Source organism: Cupriavidus sp. FW305-F7 (assembly GCF_058782875.1).
This window is the reverse complement of the sequence record NZ_JBYSYC010000003.1, coordinates 264250-285394: the sequence shown is the minus strand read 5'-3', so window position 1 is coordinate 285394 and position 21145 is coordinate 264250. Positions and strand designations below refer to the sequence as shown.

At 65.5% G+C, this 21145-nt stretch carries 18 protein-coding genes; 10 read left to right on the top strand and 8 right to left on the bottom strand.

Annotated features, from left to right (window positions below; translation table 11 throughout):
• Positions 1 to 309: 309 nt before the first annotated feature.
• From AC3WL8_RS04640 to AC3WL8_RS04610, 7 genes are all read left to right on the top strand, one after another.
• A complete protein-coding gene (locus tag AC3WL8_RS04640) occupies positions 310 to 1629 on the top strand; it encodes a Rieske 2Fe-2S domain-containing protein (RefSeq protein ID WP_013953748.1) in 1320 nt (439 codons plus the stop codon).
• A 58-nt stretch (positions 1630 to 1687) separates the two neighbouring features.
• Positions 1688 to 2677 carry an ABC transporter substrate-binding protein gene (locus AC3WL8_RS04635; RefSeq protein ID WP_211979405.1) on the top strand — a complete coding sequence of 330 codons (990 nt, stop codon included), beginning with the start codon at positions 1688 to 1690 and terminating at the stop codon, positions 2675 to 2677.
• A 49-nt stretch (positions 2678 to 2726) separates the two neighbouring features.
• A complete protein-coding gene (gene nadC, locus AC3WL8_RS04630) occupies positions 2727 to 3587 on the top strand; it encodes a carboxylating nicotinate-nucleotide diphosphorylase (RefSeq protein ID WP_492377959.1) in 861 nt (286 codons plus the stop codon).
• Between the two features lie 14 nt (positions 3588 to 3601).
• Positions 3602 to 4585 carry a PDR/VanB family oxidoreductase gene (locus tag AC3WL8_RS04625; RefSeq protein WP_211979406.1) on the top strand — a complete coding sequence of 328 codons (984 nt, stop codon included), beginning with the start codon at positions 3602 to 3604 and terminating at the stop codon, positions 4583 to 4585.
• The gene (locus AC3WL8_RS04620) at positions 4582 to 5811 is read left to right on the top strand and encodes a Gfo/Idh/MocA family oxidoreductase (protein WP_211979407.1); all 1230 of its coding nucleotides are present in this window, start codon (positions 4582 to 4584) and stop codon (positions 5809 to 5811) included. Before AC3WL8_RS04625 ends, AC3WL8_RS04620 begins: the two co-directional genes overlap by 4 nt.
• A gap of 124 nt (positions 5812 to 5935) precedes the next feature.
• Positions 5936 to 6937: a Bug family tripartite tricarboxylate transporter substrate binding protein gene (locus AC3WL8_RS04615; RefSeq protein ID WP_013953753.1), complete on the top strand. Its 1002-nt coding sequence runs from the start codon at positions 5936 to 5938 to the stop codon at positions 6935 to 6937.
• Positions 6938 to 7222: 285 nt separating this feature from the next.
• The gene (locus AC3WL8_RS04610) at positions 7223 to 10636 is read left to right on the top strand and encodes an adenylate/guanylate cyclase domain-containing protein (protein WP_492377958.1); all 3414 of its coding nucleotides are present in this window, start codon (positions 7223 to 7225) and stop codon (positions 10634 to 10636) included.
• Positions 10637 to 10754: 118 nt separating this feature from the next.
• On the opposite strand, the gene AC3WL8_RS04605 is transcribed toward AC3WL8_RS04610, so the two are convergent.
• The 3 genes from AC3WL8_RS04605 to dkgB all read right to left on the bottom strand — a co-directional run bounded on the left by AC3WL8_RS04605 (position 10755) and on the right by dkgB (position 13142).
• A complete protein-coding gene (locus AC3WL8_RS04605; RefSeq protein WP_013953755.1) occupies positions 10755 to 11108 on the bottom strand; it encodes a MoaF-related domain-containing protein in 354 nt (117 codons plus the stop codon).
• Between the two features lie 101 nt (positions 11109 to 11209).
• A complete protein-coding gene (locus tag AC3WL8_RS04600; protein WP_492377957.1) occupies positions 11210 to 12331 on the bottom strand; it encodes an alkene reductase in 1122 nt (373 codons plus the stop codon).
• Positions 12332 to 12338: 7 nt separating this feature from the next.
• Entirely contained in the window at positions 12339 to 13142 is an 804-nt protein-coding gene (gene dkgB, locus AC3WL8_RS04595; RefSeq protein WP_013953757.1) for a 2,5-didehydrogluconate reductase DkgB, read from the bottom strand.
• Between the two features lie 103 nt (positions 13143 to 13245).
• On the opposite strand from dkgB, the gene AC3WL8_RS04590 reads away from it, so the two are divergent.
• On the top strand, positions 13246 to 14148 hold the full coding sequence (locus tag AC3WL8_RS04590) for a LysR family transcriptional regulator (RefSeq protein ID WP_013953758.1): 903 nt from the start codon (positions 13246 to 13248) through the stop codon (positions 14146 to 14148).
• 15 nt (positions 14149 to 14163) lie between these two features.
• Here AC3WL8_RS04590 and AC3WL8_RS04585 read toward each other — a convergent pair whose 3' ends face one another.
• Entirely contained in the window at positions 14164 to 15183 is a 1020-nt protein-coding gene (locus AC3WL8_RS04585; protein WP_153953311.1) for an aldo/keto reductase, read from the bottom strand.
• Between the two features lie 105 nt (positions 15184 to 15288).
• Here AC3WL8_RS04585 and AC3WL8_RS04580 point away from each other — a divergent pair, with 105 nt between their 5' ends.
• A complete protein-coding gene (locus AC3WL8_RS04580) occupies positions 15289 to 16215 on the top strand; it encodes a LysR family transcriptional regulator (RefSeq protein ID WP_153953310.1) in 927 nt (308 codons plus the stop codon).
• Between the two features lie 205 nt (positions 16216 to 16420).
• Entirely contained in the window at positions 16421 to 17347 is a 927-nt protein-coding gene (locus AC3WL8_RS04575) for a transcriptional regulator GcvA (RefSeq protein ID WP_041228714.1), read from the top strand.
• 69 nt (positions 17348 to 17416) lie between these two features.
• On the opposite strand, the gene AC3WL8_RS04570 is transcribed toward AC3WL8_RS04575, so the two are convergent.
• The 4 genes from AC3WL8_RS04570 to AC3WL8_RS04555 all read right to left on the bottom strand — a co-directional run bounded on the left by AC3WL8_RS04570 (position 17417) and on the right by AC3WL8_RS04555 (position 21104).
• Complete coding sequence (locus tag AC3WL8_RS04570; RefSeq protein WP_492377956.1) at positions 17417 to 17827, bottom strand: thioesterase family protein; 411 nt, start codon at positions 17825 to 17827, stop codon at positions 17417 to 17419.
• 86 nt (positions 17828 to 17913) lie between these two features.
• Positions 17914 to 18840, bottom strand: a complete 927-nt coding sequence (locus AC3WL8_RS04565; protein ID WP_013953763.1) for an amidohydrolase family protein — start codon at positions 18838 to 18840, stop codon at positions 17914 to 17916.
• A gap of 4 nt (positions 18841 to 18844) precedes the next feature.
• Positions 18845 to 19825: a Bug family tripartite tricarboxylate transporter substrate binding protein gene (locus AC3WL8_RS04560; protein WP_492377955.1), complete on the bottom strand. Its 981-nt coding sequence runs from the start codon at positions 19823 to 19825 to the stop codon at positions 18845 to 18847.
• A gap of 46 nt (positions 19826 to 19871) precedes the next feature.
• Positions 19872 to 21104, bottom strand: a complete 1233-nt coding sequence (locus tag AC3WL8_RS04555; protein WP_013953765.1) for a CaiB/BaiF CoA transferase family protein — start codon at positions 21102 to 21104, stop codon at positions 19872 to 19874.
• Positions 21105 to 21145 lie beyond the last annotated feature (41 nt).

The window sequence follows — 21145 nt, the reverse complement described above, 5'->3', positions numbered from 1 at the left end:
CCCCCCTCCTCCCTCCCGCTCTCAATCTTCCAGGCTGCGACCTGCTTCGCAGCCGGCACGTATTCGCCTTTCCGCCGAGCATCTGGCAAGCCGATGCCTTGCTTCCCGTCCGTCCGCGCATTGCGCACGTGACTGTGACAGCGCACGCCCTCTTTTCATTAGCCTCCTAAGTATTTTCCCTTGGTTTTCCCAATCCCGCCTTGCCACCGATGTTTGCTCTGATTATTCTTAGGCCACTAAGTATTTTTCAAGCAAAGCCAGAACGCCAGACCGGCCAGCGCCGGAGATGCGCTGGCCAGGAGCCCCCAAATGATGACGAAGGAAGAAAACGATCTGCTGTGCCGTGTAGAAGGCGATGCGCCGATGGGGCAGCTGATGCGCCGGCATTGGACGCCGGTCTGCCTGCTCGAGGAGGTGACGGAGCCCGATGGCGCGCCGGTGAAGGCGCGCGTGTTCGGCGAAGACCTGGTCGTGTTCCGCGACAGCGACGGCCGCGTCGGGGTGATGGACGAGTACTGCCCGCACCGCAGGGCATCACTGGTCTTCGGCCGCAACGAGGACGGCGGCCTGCGCTGCCTTTATCACGGCTGGAAGATGGATGTGGAGGGCAACGTGCTGGAGATGGTCTCCGAGCCCGCATCCAGCGGCATGGCAGAGAAGGTCAAGCACAAGGCCTATCCGGTCAAGGAATGGGGCGGCATGGTCTGGGCATACATGGGACCGGCGGACGCGGTGCCGGAATTCGTGCCGCCACGCTGGGCGCCGACCGAGGACACCCGCGTCAGCATCGCCAAGGTGCTGCTGCCTTGCAACTGGGCCCAGGTGCTGGAGGGTGCGATCGATTCCGCGCACAGCTCGAGCCTGCACAGCTCGGACATGGTGCCGGCGCGCGTGGACTGCGCCAAGGCAACCGACAGCCTGTGGCTGCGCCCTTCGACCGACAAGGCGCCGCGGCTGCAGGTGCAGCGCGGCGGCTACGGGTTCCGCTACGCCGCCATCCGCAGGCCGATCCAGCAGGCGCAGACGCATGACTATGTGCGCTCCACGGTCTTCGTCGCGCCGGCAACCGCGCTGATCCCGCCGAACAACCTCTACAACGTCGCCAACATCAATGTGCCGATGGACGACACCAACACGGCGTTCTACTTCATCGCCTGGGGCCATCCGGCGCAGACTCCTGAAACGGAGACGTGGCGCAAGTTCCTGCGCCAGACCGTCGGCGTGGACCTGGACGCGTACTACCGCCCGCTGCGCAACATCGACAACCGCTTCTGGCAGGACCGCCAGGCGATGAAGGCGGGCAACTTCACCGGGATTGCCGGCTTCCCGAACCAGGACGTCGCGATGTGGCTGACGATGGGCCCGATCGCCGACCGCAGCCATGACCGGCTGGGCGCGAGCGATCTCGCCATCGTCGAGTTCCGCAAGCAGATGCTGGATGCCGTCCGGGCGTTCCAGCAAGGCGGCGAAGCGATCGGCACGGGTGCCAATGCGATTCCCGCCGACGTCTGCGCGTTCCAGGCGGTGGTGCCAAAGTCCGATGACTGGCGTACGTTCAACGTGCAATACGTCTGGGCCGGCGGACCCGAACTGCCCGAGCTGGAGCCGTCGTACTCCGTCACGGCGTGAGGAGCACATCCCCCGCTGACCGCCACCCGCATTCCCCCGAGCCCCCACTCCATCACCGATGACCAAACTCCGCCTCTCCGTCGCCATGGGCGACTATGACCGTACCCGCGCGCTACTCGATGGCCGCGTCCAGATCGACGGCGTCGATCCCGTCTACATGACGCTCAACCCGGAGGAAATGTTCTTCCGCGCCATGCGCAGCCAGGACTTCGATATCAGCGAGCTGTCGTTCTCGAGCTACCTGGTCAAGCATGCGCGCGGCGACTGTCCGTACATCGCGGTGCCCGTCTTTCTCTCGCGGGCGTTCCGCCACACCTCCATCTACGTGCGCAAGGATCGTATCGGGCGTCCCCAGGACCTGAAGGGCTGCCGCATCGGCATTCCGGAGTACCAGCTCACCGCGATCGTGTGGGCGCGCGCGGTCCTGCAGGACGACTTTGGCATCCACCCGTCCGATGTGACCTGGGTACGCGGCGGCATCGATACGCCGGGGCGTCCGGAAAAGGTGAAGCTGAAGCTTCCCGCCGATGTCCGCGTGGAGGCCGCGCCCGAAGGCCGCACCATCTCCGAGCTGCTGGACAGCGGTGAGATCGACGGCTTTATCGCGCCGCGGCCCCCGGGCGCGGCGGCGCTGCGCAACGAGAACGTGGGCTGGCTCTTCGACGATCCGACCGCCGAGGCGAAAGACTACTTCCGGCGCACCGCCGTGTTTCCCATCATGCATGTGGTGGGCATCCGCAAGACCCTCGCCGAGGCGCAGCCGTGGTTGCCGGGCGCCGTCTTCAAGGCGTTCAGCCAGTCCAAGGCCCACGCGCTGGCGCAGCTGTCCGATACGTCCGCGACCAAGGTGACGATGCCGTTCGTGGAAGAGATGCTGAAGGCCGCCCGCGAGACGCTGGGCGAGGACTACTGGTCGTACGGCGTGCAGGCAAACCTGCGCACGCTGGAGACGTTCTCCCGCCATCACCATGGCCAGGGCCTGTCCGAGCGGCTGGTGCCGGTGGAGGAGATGTTCCACCCCGCCACCTACGAGTCCTACAGCATCTGACAAACGCGCGGCGGGGCCATGCCGCGCCCGCGCACCTCCAGGAGCAAAGATGTTCGAGTACATCGAAACCCTTGAGCAGGCCCTGCGACGCAACGTCGACGACGCGCTGCGCGAGGACATCGGGCACGCCGACTGGACGGCGCAGCTCGTGCCGGCGGCCAGGCGCGTGCAGGCGCGCGTGGTGGCGAAGGAAAACGCTGTGATCGCGGGCCAGCCGTGGTTCGACGCATGCGTGGCGCGGCTCGATCCGGACGCCCTGATCGCATGGCGGATTGCCGAGGGCGACGCCGTGCTGGCCGGCTCCGAGGTCTGCCGCATCACCGGTGACGCGCGGGCGCTGCTGTCCGCGGAGCGCCCTGCGCTGAATTTCCTGCAGACGCTGTCCGGCGTCGCCACCGTGACGCGCCGCTACATCGAGCGGATCGCCGGCGTGTCGCCCAATCCGAACGGCTGCGCGATGCTCGACACGCGCAAGACGCTGCCTGGCCTGCGCCTGGCCCAGAAGTACGCCGTCCGCGTGGGCGGCGGCGCCAACCATCGCCTGGGGCTGTGGGACGGCATCCTGATCAAGGAGAACCATATCGCCGCGGCCGGCGGCGTGCGCGAGGCGCTCGAACGCGCGGCGCAGCTCGGCGCCGATGTGCCGGCGCAGATCGAAGTGGAAGACCTGGAGGAGCTGGCGGCGGCACTGGCCGCCGGGGCCACCAGCATCCTGCTGGACGACTTCAGCCTCGACGACATGCGTCGCGCCTGTGCGCTGAACGCCGGGCGGGCGCAGCTGGAGGTCTCCGGTGGCGTCGACCTCAAATCGCTGCAGGCCATCGCCGCCACCGGCGTGGACCGGATCTCCAGCGGCAAGCTGACCAAGGACGTGCGCGCGATCGACCTGTCGATGCGCATCGTCGACTGACAGGAATGCGCATCATGACTACCACACCGCTCCATCCCGAGCCCCACGCAGATACGCCGATGCTGCTGCGCATCGCGCGCATCCAGGACGCCGCGCAAGGCATCCGCAGCTTTGAGTTCGTGCAGGCGGACGGCACCGAGCTGCCTCCGTTCACGCCGGGCTCTCACATCAAGGTGCAGGTGCCCAACGGCATGCTGCGCAAGTACTCGCTATGCAACGACCCCGCCGAGCGTAACCGCTACATGATCACCGTGAAGCGCGACGAACAGGGACAGGGTGGCTCGAAGAGCCTGTGCGACGATGCCAGCGAAGGCGACCTGATCCCGGTCGGCTTGCCCGACAATGCCTTCCCGCTGCTGGAGGACGCCAAGGCATTCGTCTTCATCGCCGGAGGCATCGGCATCACGCCGATTCTGTCGATGATCCGCAGCTTTGGCGAGCTTTCCACCGCAAAATGGCGGCTCTATTACTTCACGCGCTCGCCCGAGAGCACCGCCTTCCTGGACGAACTGCAGGCGCCCGAACTCAAGGGAAAGGTGAAGATCCACCACGATTTCGGCGATCCCGCCAAGGCCTTCGATCTGTGGCCGGTGCTCGAGCGTCCGAGCGACACCCACATCTACTGCTGCGGTCCGCGCGGCCTGATGGAGGCGGTGCGCGACATGTCGGGGCACTGGCCCGCCACCCGGATCCACTTCGAAAGCTTCAACGAGGGCGGCGGCGTGCGTGCCGACGACAAGCCGTTCGACGTGGTGCTCAGCCGCAGCGGGCAACGCTACGAAGTGCCGGTCGGCGCGAGCATCCTGAACGTGCTGCGCCAGCATGGCTGCAATGTGCCATCGTCCTGCGAGAGCGGCACTTGCGGCACATGCCGTACCGGGCTGGTCTCGGGCGAGGCGGACCATCGCGACATGGTGCTGATGCCGGAGGAGATGGACCACCAGGTGATGATCTGCGTCTCGCGGGCAAAGTGCGCCGAACTGGTGATCGACCTATGAGCGCCAACGCAACCCGGCAAGTGCGCCTGGGCGTGGTCGGGCTCGGCCGGGCCTTCTCGCTGATGCTGCCTACGTTCCTCGCGGATCAGCGCGTGCGCCTCGCCGCCGCCTGCGATCCCCGCGAGGCGGCACGCGTGCAGTTCGCGCGCGATTTCAATGCGCCCGTCTATGAGGACCTGGCGGCCATGGCGGCGTCGCCAGACCTTGACGCCATCTACATCGCGAGCCCTCATCAGTACCATGCTGCGCACGCGTGCCTGGCGGCGGAAAGCGGCAAGCACCTGCTCGTGGAGAAGCCGATGGCGATCTCGCTCGCGGAGTGCGACCGGATCATCGCGGCTTGCGAGCGCGGCGGCGTACGGATAATCGTGGGGCATTGCCACAGCTTCGATTCGCCATACCTGCACGCGCGGCAACTAATCGCGTCAGGGCGCTTCGGCGCAGTGCGCATGATTCACGCGCTGAACTACACCGACTTCCTGTATCGCCCGCGGCGCCCCGAGGAATTGCAGACGGAGGCCGGTGGCGGCGTGGTGTTCAGCCAGGCCGCGCACCAGGTCGACGTGGTGCGCTTGCTGGCAGGCGCGCCCGCCACACGTGTGCGGGCGACACTGGGCAGATGGGACCCGGCCCGGCCGACCGAGGGCGCCTATAGCGCCATGCTCTGGTTCGAGGACGGTGCCTACGCGTCGCTGACCTACAGCGGCTATGGCCGTTTCGACACGGACCCGTGGAACGGCGGCTTCAGCGAAATGGGATTCGCCACGCGCGAGGAGGACTACGGCCGCGCACGGCGCAAGCTGGCGTCGATCGGCTCGGCGCAGGCGGAGGCGCGCCTGAAGACGGATGGCACCTACGGCGGCCCGTCGTGGCAGGCCCCGGCCGGCACGGAACGCGCGCTCGCCAACCAGCACTTCGGGCCGGTCATCGTGAGTTGCGAACATGCCGATATCCGGCCGATGCCGGACGGCATCTGGATCTACGCCGACACGCAGCGCGAGCACATCCCCCTGCCGGCACCGGCGGTGCCCCGCTTCGAGGTCATCGACGAACTGGTCGACGCCGTCATCCATGGCCGCGACCCGCTCCATGACGGCGCGTGGGCGCGGTCCACGCTCGAGGTCTGCCTGGCGATGCTGACCTCGGCGCGCGAGGATCGGGACGTCACGCTCACGCGCCGGGCGAGAGCTTCGCCATATCCTGTCGACGTATCACCGGTCGCCTGACCCCATGGCTCGCCCAAGACCACCATCCGGGTAACCCCCGCGCAGCGAGCCCACGAATGCCGTCGTCAGAACGGCATCGCCAAGGGTCGCCGCATGCACTACGATCGTAAAGTGGAGACAACACATGAACCGCCCCCAAATCCGCCTAGCACGACGCAGGCTTTGCCTCAGCCTGGGCCTCGGCCTCACCGCAGCATTCGTTCCCGCATTGGCCATGGCCAGCACCGATGCCTGGCCCACCAAGCCCATCCGCTTTATCGTTCCCTACGCGCCCGGAGGCTTGCCTGACACCGTTGCGCGCGTTTTGTCCCAGCAACTCACCCAGCGCCTGGGCAAGCCGGTGGTCGTTGACAACCGGCCCGGCGCCAATGGCGTGGTCGCCGCCCAGGCGCTCATGACGAGCCCTGCCGACGGCTACACGTTCCTGGTGACCGACGGCTCGATGATGTCCATCAATCCGGCGATTTACAAAAACCTGTCGTATGAACCCAAGCGCGACTTCGTACCCGTCTCGCTTGCCGCCAGGTCCCCGCTCTTCCTCGCCGTCAATGCACGCGTTCCAGCCAACTCACTCAACGATTTCGTCGCGCTGGCAAAATCCAAATCTGGCACGCTCAACTATGGATCTTCCGGCATCGGCAGCACCCATCACCTGTCGATGGAAGCACTGAAAACCGCGCTCAAGCTGGATATCAAGCACGTACCGTTTCGTGGCTCCGGCCAGTCCGTTCCGGCTTTGATCGGGGACCAGGTCCAGGTGGTGTTTGCTGCCTTGCCGTCGCTGTCAGGCTTCGTCAAATCGGGCCAGGTCAAGATTCTCGGCACCAACTCCCTGCAGCGCTCCGCTCTTGCGCCTAAGATTCCGGCAATCTCCGAGGTGGTGCCAGGATACGACTTCGCTGTGACGGTCGGGTTGCTTGCCGCAAAGGGAACCTCGGACGCCGTGGTCAAGAAAATGGCCGACGCGGTTTCCGAGGCAGTCAAAATGCCCGAGGTGGTCTCGCAGTTCCACGTTGCCGGTATCGAACCCGTGGGAGGATCCAGTGCGGACTACGCGAAGGTCATTGCCGACGAGGCGGCTCGCTATGCGCAGACCATCAAGGTTGCGCATGTCGTGGCCGAGTAAGTAGCAAAGTCCATCCGACGCTATTCCTGAGCCTGATGACCAGGCTCAGGATTCACGCCTGCCGAGCGCTCTCGACAACACACCAGCCTCTGCAATCAGGAGCAGACGGCGCTGTGGCTGCAGCGGCGCCGTTTTTCGATGGCGCGGATCGCGTCGCTGGATCGATCCGTATTTTCGGACCGAGTGGCTGCGCGACGTCGGCGATCTGATGTGCCGCCCATTGATCCCAAAGTGGAGAAAGCGTCTAATCATCCAGAGACAGGGACCTGAAGTGACGAGGTCTATATGCACTGCACAAACTGCGGTTCCGAGAACCCTCCTGACGCTAGGTTCTGCAAGGATTGCGGATCGCGACTGGGCCGACGCTGCCCGCACTGTGGCCACGACTCGGGTTCGGCCGACAGGTTTTGTACCGCATGCGGCGCATCGCTGATCTTACCGACTGTCGGCCCTTCTGATGGAAATCAGCCGACGACGGCGCCCGCTCCCATCGACTACACCCCACGCCACCTGGTCGAACGAATCCTGGCGCAGCAGGCGGCGATGGAAGCCAGGGGCGCGACCGCCGGCGAGCGCAAGACCATCACGGCGCTGTTCGCCGACATGGCGGGCTCCACGGCGCTGATCCACGACTTGGACCCGGAAGAAGCACGCCGACTGATCGATCCCGTGATCGCCCTGATGATGGAGGCAGTGCACCACTACGAAGGCTATGTCGCCAAGTCGCTGGGCGACGGCATACTGGCCCTGTTCGGTGCGCCCATCGCGCATGAAGATCACCCGCAGCGCGCGCTGTATGCGGCGCTGCGGATGCAGGAAGCGATGCGCCGCCACAGCGACCGCATCCGCCTGGAGCAAGGCATACCGCTCCAGATCCGGGTGGGCATCCACACCGGTGAGGTGGTGGTGCGGTCCATCCGCCGGGACGACCTGCATACCGACTACGATCCGGTAGGACACACGATCAACATCGCCTCGCGGATGGAAAGCATCGCCACGCCGTCTTCCATTCTGGTCAGCGAGGCGACCTGCAAGCTGACCGAGGGGTATTTCGACTTCAAGGCCCTGGGCGCGACCCAGGTGAAGGGCGTTCGGGAACCGCTTGCCGTGTATGAGGTGCTGCGCCTGGGCGTGTTGCGCACACGTCTGCAGGTGGCGCAACACCGCGGCCTGGCGCGGTTTGTAGGCCGCGAGGGCGAGCTGGCGCAATTGCGTGACGCGCTGGAGCAGGCCAAGGCGGGACACGGGCAGATCGTGGGCGTGGTCGGCGAGGCCGGGGTCGGCAAGTCACGGCTGTTCCACGAGTTCAAGGTGCTGTCGCAGCGAGGCTGCATGGTGCTGGAGACCTTCTCGGTGTCGCACGGCAAGTCGTTCGCGTACCTGCCACTGATCGACCTGGTGAAGAATTATTTTCAGATCGAGCCGCTCGATGATGAGCGCAGGTGCCGCGAGAAGGTCGCTGGCAGGATGCTGATGCTGGACCGCACACTGGAAGAGCTGCTGCCTTACCTGCTCTTCCTGCTCGGCATCAGCGAGCCGGGTTCGGCATTACCGAACATGGATCCCCGCATCCGGCGCCAGCGCACGTTCGACGCGATCACGCGCCTGCTGGTCCGCGAGAGCCACAACCAGCCGCTCGAGTTGATCTTCGAGGACCTGCAATGGCTGGACAGCGAGACCGAGGCGTTCCTGGATGTCCTCGCCAGCCACCTGCCAGGTGCCAGGATCCTGCTGCTGCTCAACTATCGGCCCGAGTACCGGCATGGCCGGCACCAGCAGGACGCCTATACCGAGCTCCGGCTCGATTCGTTGGGCCAGGCCGAGGCCCAGGAACTGCTCGCCGCGCTGCTTGGCGACGATCCCGCGCTGATGCCGCTCAAGCGGCTCATCCTGGACAAGACCGAGGGCAATCCCTTCTTCATGGAGGAAGTGGTGCAGACCTTGTCCGAGGAGAAGGCCCTGCTCGGCGAACCTGGCCACTACCGCATCGAGCAGACCCCTATCGCGCTGCATATTCCCACCACGGTCCAGGGCGTGCTGGCTGCCCGCATCGACCGGCTGCCCCGCCCCGAGAAGGACTTGCTGCAGAGCCTTGCCGTGATCGGCAAGGAGTTTTCCCTGAGCCTGATCCAGCGCGTGGTCTCCCAGCCGGAGGAACAATTGCAGCCGCTGCTGGCCAGGCTGGAGGCCGGCGAATTCATCTACGAGCGGCCTGCATTCCCGGATACGGAGTACATGTTCAAGCATGCGCTGACCCAGGAAGTCGCCGGCAGCTCGCTGCTGACCGAAGAGCGCACCGCGCTGCACCAACGCACGGCGCAGGCGATCGAAGCCCTGTTCCGGCATCAGCTGAAGGATCACTACAGCGAGCTGGCTCGGCACTACAGCCTGAGCGGCAACGAACCGAAGGCCGTCGAGTACCTGCAGTGTACCGGCCAGCAGTCGGTACAGCGCTCCGCGTACCACGAAGCGATCCGCCACCTGAATGCCGCGCTGGAATTGCTCCAGCGCCAGCCCGATTCGCCCGAACGCGCACGCCAGGAACTCACGCTGCGCCTTGCCATCGGGCCGGCGCTGATCGCCGCCAGGGGCTTTGCCTCGTCCGAGGTCGAAGCCACTTACAGCCGTGCCCTGGCGCTGTGCGGCGAGGTCGGGGAGACCCCACAGCTCTTTCCCACGCTAGTCGGTTTGCGCACGTATTTCTCCCTGCGCGCCGAGCATCGCAAGGCTTACAAGCTGGGCAAGCAACTGCTTGCGCAGGCCAGGAAGACGCAGGACCCGGAGCTCTTGGGCGAGGCCCATGTTTCGCTCGCCACGACCTTGTATTACTGTGGAAGATTCAGGACCTCCGATGGCCACCTGCGAGATGCGCTCGCCCTCTACGGCGCCGAACCGGAGCATGTCCACGTGAATATGCATGGCGTCGATCCGGAGTCACGGGCGCTATCCTTTTCGGCATTGGTCCTGTGGAATCTCGGCTATCCGGACCAGGCCTGCAAGCGAGCACAGAATTCGCTCACGCTGGCCCGGCAGCTGTCCCATCCCTTCAGTCTCGCGCATTCCCTCTGCCTGGCGGCCGAGCTGCACCAGTTCCGCTGCGACCCAAGGCTCACGCTGGAGTGCGCCGACGCGGCCATCGCGCTCTCAAGCGAGCAGGGCTTCCCCGTGTGGCTTGCCTGGTCGACCGTCCTGCGCGGTTGGGCGCTGGCCGAGCAAGGGCAGCATGAGGAAGGCATCGCGCAGATGCACCAGGGGCTGGCGGCGTACCACGCCACCGGTGCGGCGCTGGGACATTCGCACTTCCAGGAACTGCTGGCGCAAATCTACGCACGCATGGGACAGGTCGATTCAGCTCTGGACGCGCTAGCCGAAGCGGAAGACGCGGTGCAAAGGACCGGGGAGCACTATTGCGAAGCTGAGTGGCATCGGATCAAGGGCGAGATGATCCTTCATGGCTGCCGTTCCGATGGCCTTCTGCCTGAAGATGACGCGCAAGCGTGTTTTCACCAGGCGATCGCGGTAGCCCGCAGGCAGCATGCCAGGTCGCTGGAGTTGCGGGCCTCACTAAGCCTTGTGCGGCTCTGGCTGCACCAGGGCAGGCCCGAGCCGGCCAGGCAACTGCTTGACCAGATCCGCAGCGCGTTTACCGAGGGGCTGGACAGCGCGGACATGCGCGACGTCGTGGCAGCATGCCGTTGATGACCATGACTGCGACTGCTGCGGCAACGGTACCGCCGCCGCATGACCGGCAACGTCCCGCTGTCGCTCCGTCACGCTCTGATGACATGCGGCACCAGGCGTGGATCTATCAGGATACTCAGCGCTGGGTAGCCGACGGGTCGGCCAGCGCCGTCAACGGGCCCTGCATCCGGTAGAACGCCTTGTCCGCGGCGGTGAAGAATGCCATGGAGCGGCCGCGCACGAAGTCGTCGACATGCACCACGGTCGCGCCATCAGCTTCCTGCCACGAGATCGCATACACGCCCTCCGAGATTTCCTGCCACGCGCAACGGGCCTCGCCAGTCGCTCCGGCGTAGGGGCCGGCGACGATCGCGTAGTGGATCGACTCGCCATCCTCGGAGTAGATGTTGTGCGCCGACAGGCCGTCATAGTCGACGCGGAAGCTGCGCCCGGCGAAGAGCGGCTTCTGGGGAGTGGAATTCGTGTTCATCGGATGGCTACCGGATTGATGTTGACCTGCATGGCGAACGGCAGGGTCGCCGCCAGGGAGATTTTCGCCAGTGTTTTCATTCTGAATCTCCTGATTTCCACTCAGGTCGCCTTGGCGGCCAGTGCGGGATAGTCGGTCAGCCCGCGTGCGCCACCACCAAACAGCGTGTCGCGGTCGTGGGGGTTGAGCGTCGCGCCAGCGCGCAGGCGCTCCGGCAGGTCGGGGTTGGCAACGAACGGCCGGCCGAAGGCAATCAGATCGGCCCATCCCTCGTTCAGCGCGGCTTGCGCACGTTCCGCGGTGTACTTGCCGGCGTAGATCAGCGTGCCCCGATACACCTCGCGCAGCCGCTGCTTGAATGCGGCGGGCATATGCGGTGCATCGTCCCAGTCGGCCTCGGCGATATGGATGTAGCCCACGCCCAGCTCGCCGAGCAGCTTTGCCGCGGCAGCATAGGTGGTTTCCGGATCGGCGTCGACGCAGCCATTGAGCGTGGTCAGCGGCGCCAGGCGGATACCAACCCGGTCCTTGCTCCCCGTGCCCTCGATCAGCGCCTGCGTCACCTCGCCCAGGAAACGCAGGCGGTTTTCGAGCGGGCCGCCATATACGTCGGTACGGTTGTTGGCTTCCGAGTCGATGAACTGGTTGACCAGATAACCGTTGGCCGCGTGCAGTTCCACACCGTCGAAGCCAGCCGCCATCGCGTTGCGCGCGGCCTGGCGGAATTCGTCGACGATGGCGTGGATCTCTTCCACCTTGAGCGCGCGCGGCTGGGATGCCTGCACGAAGCCCGGCTTGCCATCCTGTTCGGCAACGAACACGTTCACACCGTGCGCCTGGATGGCGGACGACGACACCGGCGCGTGGCCATCGAGCAGACTGATATGGCTCAGGCGGCCCACGTGCCAGAGCTGCGCGAAGATGCGCCCGCCCGCTTCATGCACGGCAGTGGTGACCTTGCGCCAACCGGCGACCTGCGCCGGCGTGTGGATGCCGGGCGTCCACGCATAGCCCTTGCCGAGCGGCGAAATCCAGGTGCCCTCGCTGACGATCAGGCCGGCACTGGCGCGTTGCGCGTAGTACTCGGCCATCAGTTCGTTCGGCACGTCGTCAGGCTGGCCTGCGCGCGAGCGCGTCATCGGCGGCATCACGATGCGGTTGGGCAGCGTGAGGGCACCCAGCGAATGCGGCTGGAACAGCGGATTGCGTGTATCGGGCATCATGGCCTCCTCAGTCCCAGGCCGGGGCCAGGCCCTCGGGGCTGACCTCGCGGCCGTTGCGCTCCAGCGCGGCGATCTGCGCCATGTCGTCGGCGTCGAGCTTCAGGTCGCGCGCCAGCAGGTTGCTGGCCAGGTTCTCGCGCTGGGTCGACGACGGAATCACCGCATAGCCGAGTTGCTGCGCCCATGCCAGCGCAACCTGCGCGACGGTGGCGTGGTGCTTGTTCGCGATCTGCGCCAGCACCGGGTCCTTCAGCACCTTGCCATAGGCCAGCGTCATGTACGACGTCACGGCGATGCCCTGCTCCTGCAGGAACGCGGTGAGCTTGTGGTTCTGCAGATAGGGGCTCAGTTCGATCTGGTTGGTGGCGATTTCGCCCTTGCCAACCGCATCGATCGCCTGCTTCGTCAGCGCGATATTGAAGTTGGAAACACCGATCTGCCGCGTCAGGCCCAGCGCCTTGGCTTCGGCCAGCGCCGCCATGTACTCGGGCAGTTCCACGCCATTGCCCGGCGCCGGCCAGTGGATCAGGGTCAGGTCGACGTAGTCGGTGCGCAGCTTGTCCAGGCTTTCGCGCAGGCTTGGCACAAGCTTGTCGGCGGCGTAGTTCGCCGTCCAGATCTTGGTGGTCACAAACAGTTCATCGCGCTTCACACCGGCCTCGGCGATCGCCTGGCCGACGTCGGCCTCGTTGCCATAGATCTGTGCCGTATCGACGGCGCGATAGCCCAGGTCCAGCGCGTTGCGCACCGAATCGATCACGGCCTGGCCGGTCAGGCGGAAAGTACCAACGCCAAACGAAGGAATGCTCATGGTGCAACTCCTATGAAGGAAATTCGAATGCACGCAGTTTGCCGCCCTTACCTTTGCGGATTAAGCCGTGTATAAGGGAAATTCATTTGATTTTAAATCAACAATGAAGACGACCATAGACGAACTGCTGGCCTTTGCTGCCGTGGTGGACACCGGCTCGATCACGGCGGCCGCCGAGCAGCTCAAGCTGACGGTCTCCGCCACCAGCCGCACCCTGGGCCGGCTGGAGGAGAAGCTGCAGACCACGCTTCTGCGGCGAACCACGCGGCGGCTGGAGTTGACCGAGGAAGGGGCGGCATTCCTGGAACACGCCCGCGCAATCGTGGCGATGGTCGACGAGGCGGAAGAGCAGATCGCGGCGCGTCGCATGCGGCCGGTTGGGCGCTTGCGGGTGGATGCGGCAACGCCGTTCATGCTGCATGTGATCGTGCCGCTACTGGAGGGCTTTTGCGCCAGCTACCCGGAAGTGGAACTGGAACTCAACTCGAACGAAGGCATCATCGACCTGATCGAAAAGCGGACCGATGTGGCGTTCCGCATCGGCCAGCTAAAGGACTCCACGCTGCACGCGCGCCCCATCGGCACCAGCCGAATCCGCATCCTTGCCAGTCCCGACTACCTGAAGCGCCACGGCACGCCCACCAAACCGGCGCAGCTCGCGCAGCATGCGCTGCTGGGCTTCACCCAGCCGGAATCGCTGAACGACTGGCCGCTGCGCGACGACGACGGCAGCGTGATGCATATCAAGCCAACCATCGCCTCGTCCAGCGGCGAGACCCTCAGGAGCCTGGCCCTGAACGGCCAGGGCATTGTCTGCCTGTCGGACTTCATGACGCGCGACGATCGGCAGGACGGGCGACTGGTGCAACTGTTTGCGAAACAGACCCTCGATGTGCGCCAGTCGATCAACGCGGTCTACTATCGCAACACCGCGTTGGCGTCCCGCATCACCTGCTTCGTCGAATATGTGGTCAAGGTGCTCGGCCAGAAGCCGTTCGAGAGCTAGTGGCACCGGTCCGTATCAGACGCGATCGACCGGCAGCGGCGCGTTCGCGGCCACCAGGTGCTGCTCACGCAGTTCGCGCCAGAAATCGGCGGGAATGACTTCCTTCAGCGCGGCCACGTCCTCGGCGATGCGCTCCGGCCGGCTCGCGCCCGGGATCACGGCCGCCACCACCGGGTTCGCCAGCACGAACTGCAGGGCCGCCGCCTTGATGCTGACGCCGTGGCGCTGCGCGACCGCTTTGATGCGCTCTACCCTGGCGATGATCTCGGGCGGCGCCTTCTGGTATTCGAAGTGCGCGCCTCCGGCCAGGATGCCGGAACTGTACGGACCACCGACGACAATCCCGGTCTTGCGTTCCGCCGCCTTCGGCATCAGGCGCTGCAACGCGCGCTCGTGGTCGAGCAGCGAATATCGGCCCGCGAGCAGGAATCCGTCCGGCTGCGCTTCGGCGAGATCCAGCGTCAGTTCGATCGGCTCGACGCGGTTCACGCCCAGGCCCCAGGCCTCGATCACGCCCTCCTCGCGCAGGCGGGTCAGCACGCGGAAGGCACCCTTGCGCGCGGTCTCAAAGTACGACAGCCATTCATCGCCATAGAAGTCCTGGGCAATGTCGTGGACCCACACAAAATCGAAGCGGTCGGTCTTCATCCGCTTGAGGCTGTCCTCGATGGAGCGCAGCGTGCCGTCGGCCGTGTAGTCGACGACGAGCTTGTTCGGGCGGCCAGCCGCAAACAGTCCGCTTTTTTCGCCCAAGGCCCGCGCACTGGCGTCCTCGACTTCGTCCAGGATCAGGCGGCCGACCTTGGTGCTGAGCACGAATTCGTCGCGCTTGTGTCGGGACAGCGCCTCACCCAGCCGGATTTCGGCCAGGCCCGCGCCATAGAACGGCGCCGTGTCGTAGTAGCGCACGCCTTGCGCCCAGGCCGCGTCCACGGTGGCCTGCGCTTCCGCTTCCAGGATGTCGCGGAACATGTTGCCCAGTGGCGCCGTACCAAACCCGAGCACGCTGCCGGCCAGTTTGTCCTTGATGTCCATGACTGCTCCAATTGCAAAATATGTTTGGGGTGAAGGCAGTCTAGGGTTGCCAATTAAGTCTGTCCAAGACAGAATTTGCCGAACTTGAGTCCCAAAAGGTCTTAAATGTTAGATATCCGCCAACTTCATTATTTCGTGGCCGTCGCCGAGGATGAGCACGTCGGACGTGCCGCCGAGCGGCTGCATATCTCCCAATCGCCACTTAGCCGGCAGATCGCCCAGCTTGAAGAGAAACTCGGGGTGACGCTGTTCGAGCGCTCGCAGCAACGAATCCGCCTGACCCGCGACGGCCGCACGTTCCTGGCCGAGACCCGCGCATTCCTGACGCATGCCAACCGGCTCGAATCGCTGGCGCGACGGCTTGGCCGCGGCGACGAAGGCGGGCTGTGCATCGGCTACCTGGAATATGCGATGCATTCGGGCGTGCTGCCGAATGCCTTGCGCGAACTGCGCGACAGCCGGCCTGCGGTGCATATCGCGCTGTACAACCAGCAGTCGGACGTTCAACTGGAGGGGCTGCGCCAGCGCAGCCTCGACATCGCACTCGTCTGCGAGCCGCCGCCACCTGACGATACAGACCTCGAGGCTGCCCAGGTGCTCAATGATCCGATGCTGCTGGCGCTGCCCGAGGGGCATCCGCTGGCAGTGGCGCAACGGATCACCCCGGAAGATCTCGCTGCGCAGAAGTGGATCGGTGTCATGCACAGGGAAAGCGCGCTACGGCATGACACGTTCATCGCGGCTTGTGCGAAGGCCGGCTTCACGCCGACGATAACGATGGAGGCCACGGAACCGCTGGCGGCCCTTGGCCTGGTCGCCGCGGGACTCGGCGTCACCACGATCCAGCAAAGCCTGCGCCACCAAGCGCCGGCGGGTGTGGTACTGCACGATTTGTCGTGGCTCAACTATCGGACGCCTTTATGGGCGGCCTGGCACAAGATCAACCTGAGGCCCCTGGTGGAGATCTTTCGCAAGACGTTGGTACCGGCAAGCGGCGAGATACCCGATCTCACGCCGCAGGAGGCGGGCTGACGCTCCCTCTAAACATGCGCATTGTCATGCTGGCCTAGGCTTATCGAGCTGCCCGGCGGGCCGCAAACGGGGCGGCCGTGAATTCACCTACATGGGGACAGGCCCTATTCCCATGGCCCGGCACGAATGCTATCGTGCAGCGGCTTGCCGGTGCCACAGCACCCCGCATGCCGGCAAGGCGTCTACAGGATTGCGTACCCCCGATATGTCGAGACAGATTCCCCCACTCAACCCGCTCAGGGCGTTCGAAGTGGCTGCCCGGCATCTGAGCTTCACGCGGGCCGCGGAGGAATTATTCGTCACGCCGTCGGCAGTCAGCCACCAGATCAAGGCACTGGAAGAAAGCCTTGGCGTGCAGTTGTTTATCCGCGAGGCCAAGGCGCTGGTCCTGACACCCGCCGGCACCGCCTACCTGCCCAGCGTGCAGCTGGCCTTCAAGCAGCTCGCCGATGCCACGCACCGCCTGCATAGCAAGGACCGCCCCGCGCTGAAGGTCAACATGCCGCCCACGTTCGCGGTCAAATGGCTGATCCCGCGCATGGACCGCTTCATGAAGGCGCACCCGGATATCGACCTGAAGGTGTCCACCTCGAACCATCGCATCGACTTCGAGCGCGACGATTTCGACATGGCGATCCGCTATGGCCGCGGCGATTACCCCGGCCTGCACTGCGAGCTTTGCATGGCGGTCGAAGTCATCCCCGTGTGCAGCCCGGCGCTGCTGCAAGGTTCTCTGCCGCTCGAAACGCCGTCCGACCTGAAGCACCATACGCTGCTGCACGACGACAGCACGTATACGGACGTGAGCAACCCCGACTGGGCAATGTGGCTTGAGCACGCCGGCGTGACCGATGTCGATGCCAGCCGCGGGCCGTCGTTCTGGCCAAGCCACCTGGTCATCAACGCCGCGCTTAATGGCCTGGGCGTGGCGCTGGTCAAGAAGAACTGGATCGAGCAGGACCTGGCCGAAGGCCGGCTGGTGCGATTGTTCGAAGCGATCCGGCTGCCGGTCGAATTCTCTTACTTCGTGGTCTTCCCGAAGGAGAGGCTGGAGGATCGTCGCATCCGCAGCTTCACTGACTGGATCCGCGCGGAAGTGTCGGCGGACCAGCAGCAGCCGGCCCCCGTCTGAGCGCAGCTTGCGGGGCGCGTCCCGCAAGCTGCCCGTGCCCGCCGCACCGGACAGGCAAACAGCGCGGCTTCAGGCCACGGCCGGCATCGACGCCGTCTTCTTCTGCACGCGTGCGCGCAAACGCTCGACATCGACAATGAAGCGGCGATGCGTGCCGCTGCAAACCCGCTCCACCGCATCGTCGGCGGTCACGCTAAATGTGACACTGCGGCCGTCGACGGCCGTGATCTCGGCATGGATGCGCACCTCGCCGCCCAGCGGCGTGGCACCGGTGTGTTGCACCGAGACCTCCGCGCCGACCGAGCTTTCACCGTCATCGAGAACGCCTTGCACGAAGTCGAGGCAAGTCTGCTCAATGTCGCGTACCAGCTCGGGCGTGGCGTAGATGCGCAGGCTTTCGCCGAGAAAATCTATGGTGCGCTGGCGGTCGACTGTCAGCGTGCGCGCGCAGGTCGCGCCCGGTTGCAATCCGTTCTTCATCAGGGGTTCCTTTCAGGTTTATGGACGAAGCCGCCCGGCCCGCCGCAGCGCGAGCCGGGCGGGTGGCGGATCCTTGTGATGCACTGCTACAGGCGATAGAAGCGCGCGGCGTTGTCGTGCCACAGCGCGCGCTGCTGTTCGGGTGAATAGACGGCGATGGCGGCGCGGAAGCCTGCGACGATGGTGTCGTAGCTCGCCACGAGGCTGTCCACCGGATAGTTGCTGGCGAACATGCAGCGCTCCGTGCCGAAGATGGCGATGGCATCGCGGATCACGGGCACGTTGTCGGCCTGCGTCCACGGCTTGCCCGGCAATCCCAGGCCAGAGATCTTCACGGCAACATTGGGTTGCCTGGCCAGCTCGGCCATCGCGGCGCGCCAGCCGGCCAGGCCGGCTTCACTGCGGTCAGCCGGCAACCCGGTATGGTTCAGGATCAGCTGCGTGCCCGGGAAATCCCGTGCCAGTGCTGCCGCCTGATCCATGTTCCACCACGGCGCCTGCAGGTCGAAGGACATGCCATGGCGAGCAAGCAAGGCATAGCCTCGCCGCCAGCGCTCATCGTCCATCGAGCCCGGCACGCCGCGCCGCGCGTCCTCGCGCCGCGCCGCGGTCACGGGCTTGTTGCGGATGCCGCGCATCATGGCGTAGGCGGCATGCCCCGCCAGCACTCCATCGACATCGCCTCGGTCAAGCTGGGCATGGCCGACAATCACCGTTGGCCGGCCTGTCTGCGCGGCGAGCTGCGTCAGCCACGCGGTCTCGTCGCCAGGATTGGCGCGCGCCCATTCGGCTTCCACGTGCACCGTCTTCACCGGCGCGCAGCCAGCCGTGTCACGGGCAAGATCCTCCGGAAGATAGTTCCTGCGCAGCGCCGAGTAATCGCCATAGCGGAAGTTCGGCACGGTTTCGTCCTGCAGCCACGGGTAAGGGTTGCGCGCCAGGTTCCAGAAATGCTGGTGTGCATCGATAAAAGGCTCGACGGGCGCCGCGCTCTCCGCAGGTGTGTCGCGCATGGGCCTACTCCCTGACGCTGATGCGGCTGGCGAGCTGCTTGAACTGCGCCGACTCCTTCACCATGGCGGCCTGCAGCGTCACGTCATCGGCATAGGTGTCGGTGCTGAAGTGCAGCTTCTCCAGCGTCTGGCGCATCACCGGCTCCTGCACGGATTTCGCAATCGCCGTCTTCAGTACCGCAATCACCTCGGGCGGCGTGCCCTTTGGCGCCGAGATGCCGCGCCAGATCCCCATCGACAGGTCGATATTGCGCTCCTTCAGCGTTGGCACGTTCTCGAAGCCGCCGACCCGCTTGTCCGCCATCACCGCCAACACCTTGAGCTTGCCCGCGGCCACATGCGTGAAGACCTCCGCCGTACTGACCGTGACCGCATCGATATGCCCGCCCAGCAGCGCGAGCGTAGCGGGAGCGCCGCCGGCATAGGGAATGTGGTTGAATTTCGCGCCGGTCTTGTCCGCCAGCGCGGCGGCTGCCATATGCCACGCGGAGCCCTGCCCTGCGTTACCCACGCGGACATTGGCGTCCGGCTTGCGCGCATCGGCGACGAACTGCTCGATCGTGGTCCACGGCGCATCGGCCCGTACCGCCACGGCGGCCGGGTCCGCGTTCAGGCGAGCGACGGGGATCAGGTCCTGGTAAGTGAACTTGGCCAGCCCGAGGTAGTTCAGGAAGGTCAGCTCGCTGGACGACAGCACCAGCTTGTAGCCATCCGGCTTCGCGTGAACCACTTCGCCCAAGCCTACCGCGCCGGTGGCGCCCGGCTTGTTGATGACGACGATCGGCTGCGGCAGGTGCCTGGCGGCCGCGGCGGACAGCGCGCGCGCCACCACGTCCGCCCCGCCGCCTGCCTGCCACGGCACAATCAGTTCGATGCGCCGGCTAGGGTATGTTTCCGCACTCGCCGTGGCTGTACCGCCCAGCAGCCCCAGTACCACGGCCGCCGGCATCGCCCAGCGCCGCATTAGCGAACGTGACATCGTCATGGTTGTCTCCTGTCTTTTATCGGTATAGATGATGACCGCGGTGCGCTCAGGCGGCACCGCGTTCCAGTTCCTGTGCGCGGGCCGGTGCGCCGAACGCCCCCTGCGCACGCAGCCGCGTGACGGTGGCCGCGTCCAGGCCGAACTCGCCCAGCACCTCATCGGTATGCTGGCCCAGCAACGGCGCCGGATAGCGCACCTGCTGCGGCGTGCCGCTCAGCTTGACCGGGAACCCCAGCGCCTTGACCCGCCCTTCGACCGGGTGATCGATCTCCAGCACCATGTCCCGCGCCACCGCCTGTTCGCTGGCCAGCGCTTCGTCGTAGGTGAAGATCGGTGCCGCCGGCACACCAGCCGCCAGCAGCGCATCCACCCACTCCGCCGCCGGCTTGCGCGCGAATTCTGCCTCAATTTCAGGAATCAGCGCGGCGCGGTTGCGGATGCGGGCGGCGTTGTCGGTAAAGCGCGGATCGGCAAGCAGGTCGGGCCGCTCGATGACCTCGCACAGCGCGGCCCACAGCTTGGGGTTGGCCGCGCCGATGACAAAGTGCCGGTCGGCGGCGCGCACAGCCTGGTACGGCGCACTCATGCGGTTGGCGCTGCCGATCGGTACCGGCACGGCGCCGGTGCCCCAAAACTCGGCCGACTCCCATACCGACAACCCCAGCGCCGTCTCGAACAGCGACGCATCCACATATTGTCCCTGTCCGGTATGCTCGCGCCCCATCAGCGCGCTCAGGACGCCATAGGCAGTGAACAGCCCGGCCCCCAGGTCGGCGATCGGCACGCTAGCCTTGACCGGCGGCGCGTCCGGATGGCCCATCACGCTCATCACGCCTGACATGGCCTGCGCGATCAGGTCCAGCCCCGGGCGTCGCGACCACGGTCCGGTCTGGCCGAAGCCGGAGATGCTCGCGTAGACCAGGCGCGGGTTAATCTCGCGCAGCACCGCATAGTCGATCTTCAAACGAGCGGCCACGCCCGGGCGGTTGTTTTCCACCAGCACGTCGGCGCCGCGCACCAGTTCATAGAAAGCCTCCAGGCCGGCCGGGTTCTTCAGGTCAATCTCGACACTGCGCTTGTTACGGTTCAGCGCCAGGAAGCCGCCGCTGTCATCGCCCTTGAGCCGGAAACCCATTGACTTGCGGGTCTGGTCGCCGGCACCCGGCGCTTCGACCTTGATAACATCGGCGCCCATGTCGCCCAGCAGCATGCAGCAGAACGGACCCGCCATGATCTGGCTGACGTCCAGGACCTTGATTTTCGATAACGGCAAATTCATGGATACCACCTGAGGTTGAGGCAGCCGCATGGGAATGACGG

Coding starts and splice junctions, on each gene's coding strand:
- AC3WL8_RS04575 (WP_041228714.1), top strand. CDS start 16,421: ATGTCGAGACAGATTCCCCCACTCAACCCGCTCAGGGCGTTCGAAGTG.
- AC3WL8_RS04555 (WP_013953765.1), bottom strand. CDS start 21,104: ATGAATTTGCCGTTATCGAAAATCAAGGTCCTGGACGTCAGCCAGATC.
- AC3WL8_RS04565 (WP_013953763.1), bottom strand. CDS start 18,840: ATGCGCGACACACCTGCGGAGAGCGCGGCGCCCGTCGAGCCTTTTATC.
- AC3WL8_RS04610 (WP_492377958.1), top strand. CDS start 7,223: ATGCACTGCACAAACTGCGGTTCCGAGAACCCTCCTGACGCTAGGTTC.
- AC3WL8_RS04585 (WP_153953311.1), bottom strand. CDS start 15,183: ATGGACATCAAGGACAAACTGGCCGGCAGCGTGCTCGGGTTTGGTACG.
- AC3WL8_RS04635 (WP_211979405.1), top strand. CDS start 1,688: ATGACCAAACTCCGCCTCTCCGTCGCCATGGGCGACTATGACCGTACC.
- AC3WL8_RS04600 (WP_492377957.1), bottom strand. CDS start 12,331: ATGATGCCCGATACACGCAATCCGCTGTTCCAGCCGCATTCGCTGGGT.
- AC3WL8_RS04580 (WP_153953310.1), top strand. CDS start 15,289: ATGTTAGATATCCGCCAACTTCATTATTTCGTGGCCGTCGCCGAGGAT.
- AC3WL8_RS04640 (WP_013953748.1), top strand. CDS start 310: ATGATGACGAAGGAAGAAAACGATCTGCTGTGCCGTGTAGAAGGCGAT.
- AC3WL8_RS04625 (WP_211979406.1), top strand. CDS start 3,602: ATGACTACCACACCGCTCCATCCCGAGCCCCACGCAGATACGCCGATG.
- dkgB (WP_013953757.1), bottom strand. CDS start 13,142: ATGAGCATTCCTTCGTTTGGCGTTGGTACTTTCCGCCTGACCGGCCAG.
- AC3WL8_RS04570 (WP_492377956.1), bottom strand. CDS start 17,827: ATGAAGAACGGATTGCAACCGGGCGCGACCTGCGCGCGCACGCTGACA.
- AC3WL8_RS04560 (WP_492377955.1), bottom strand. CDS start 19,825: ATGACGATGTCACGTTCGCTAATGCGGCGCTGGGCGATGCCGGCGGCC.
- AC3WL8_RS04620 (WP_211979407.1), top strand. CDS start 4,582: ATGAGCGCCAACGCAACCCGGCAAGTGCGCCTGGGCGTGGTCGGGCTC.
- nadC (WP_492377959.1), top strand. CDS start 2,727: ATGTTCGAGTACATCGAAACCCTTGAGCAGGCCCTGCGACGCAACGTC.
- AC3WL8_RS04590 (WP_013953758.1), top strand. CDS start 13,246: ATGAAGACGACCATAGACGAACTGCTGGCCTTTGCTGCCGTGGTGGAC.
- AC3WL8_RS04615 (WP_013953753.1), top strand. CDS start 5,936: ATGAACCGCCCCCAAATCCGCCTAGCACGACGCAGGCTTTGCCTCAGC.
- AC3WL8_RS04605 (WP_013953755.1), bottom strand. CDS start 11,108: ATGAACACGAATTCCACTCCCCAGAAGCCGCTCTTCGCCGGGCGCAGC.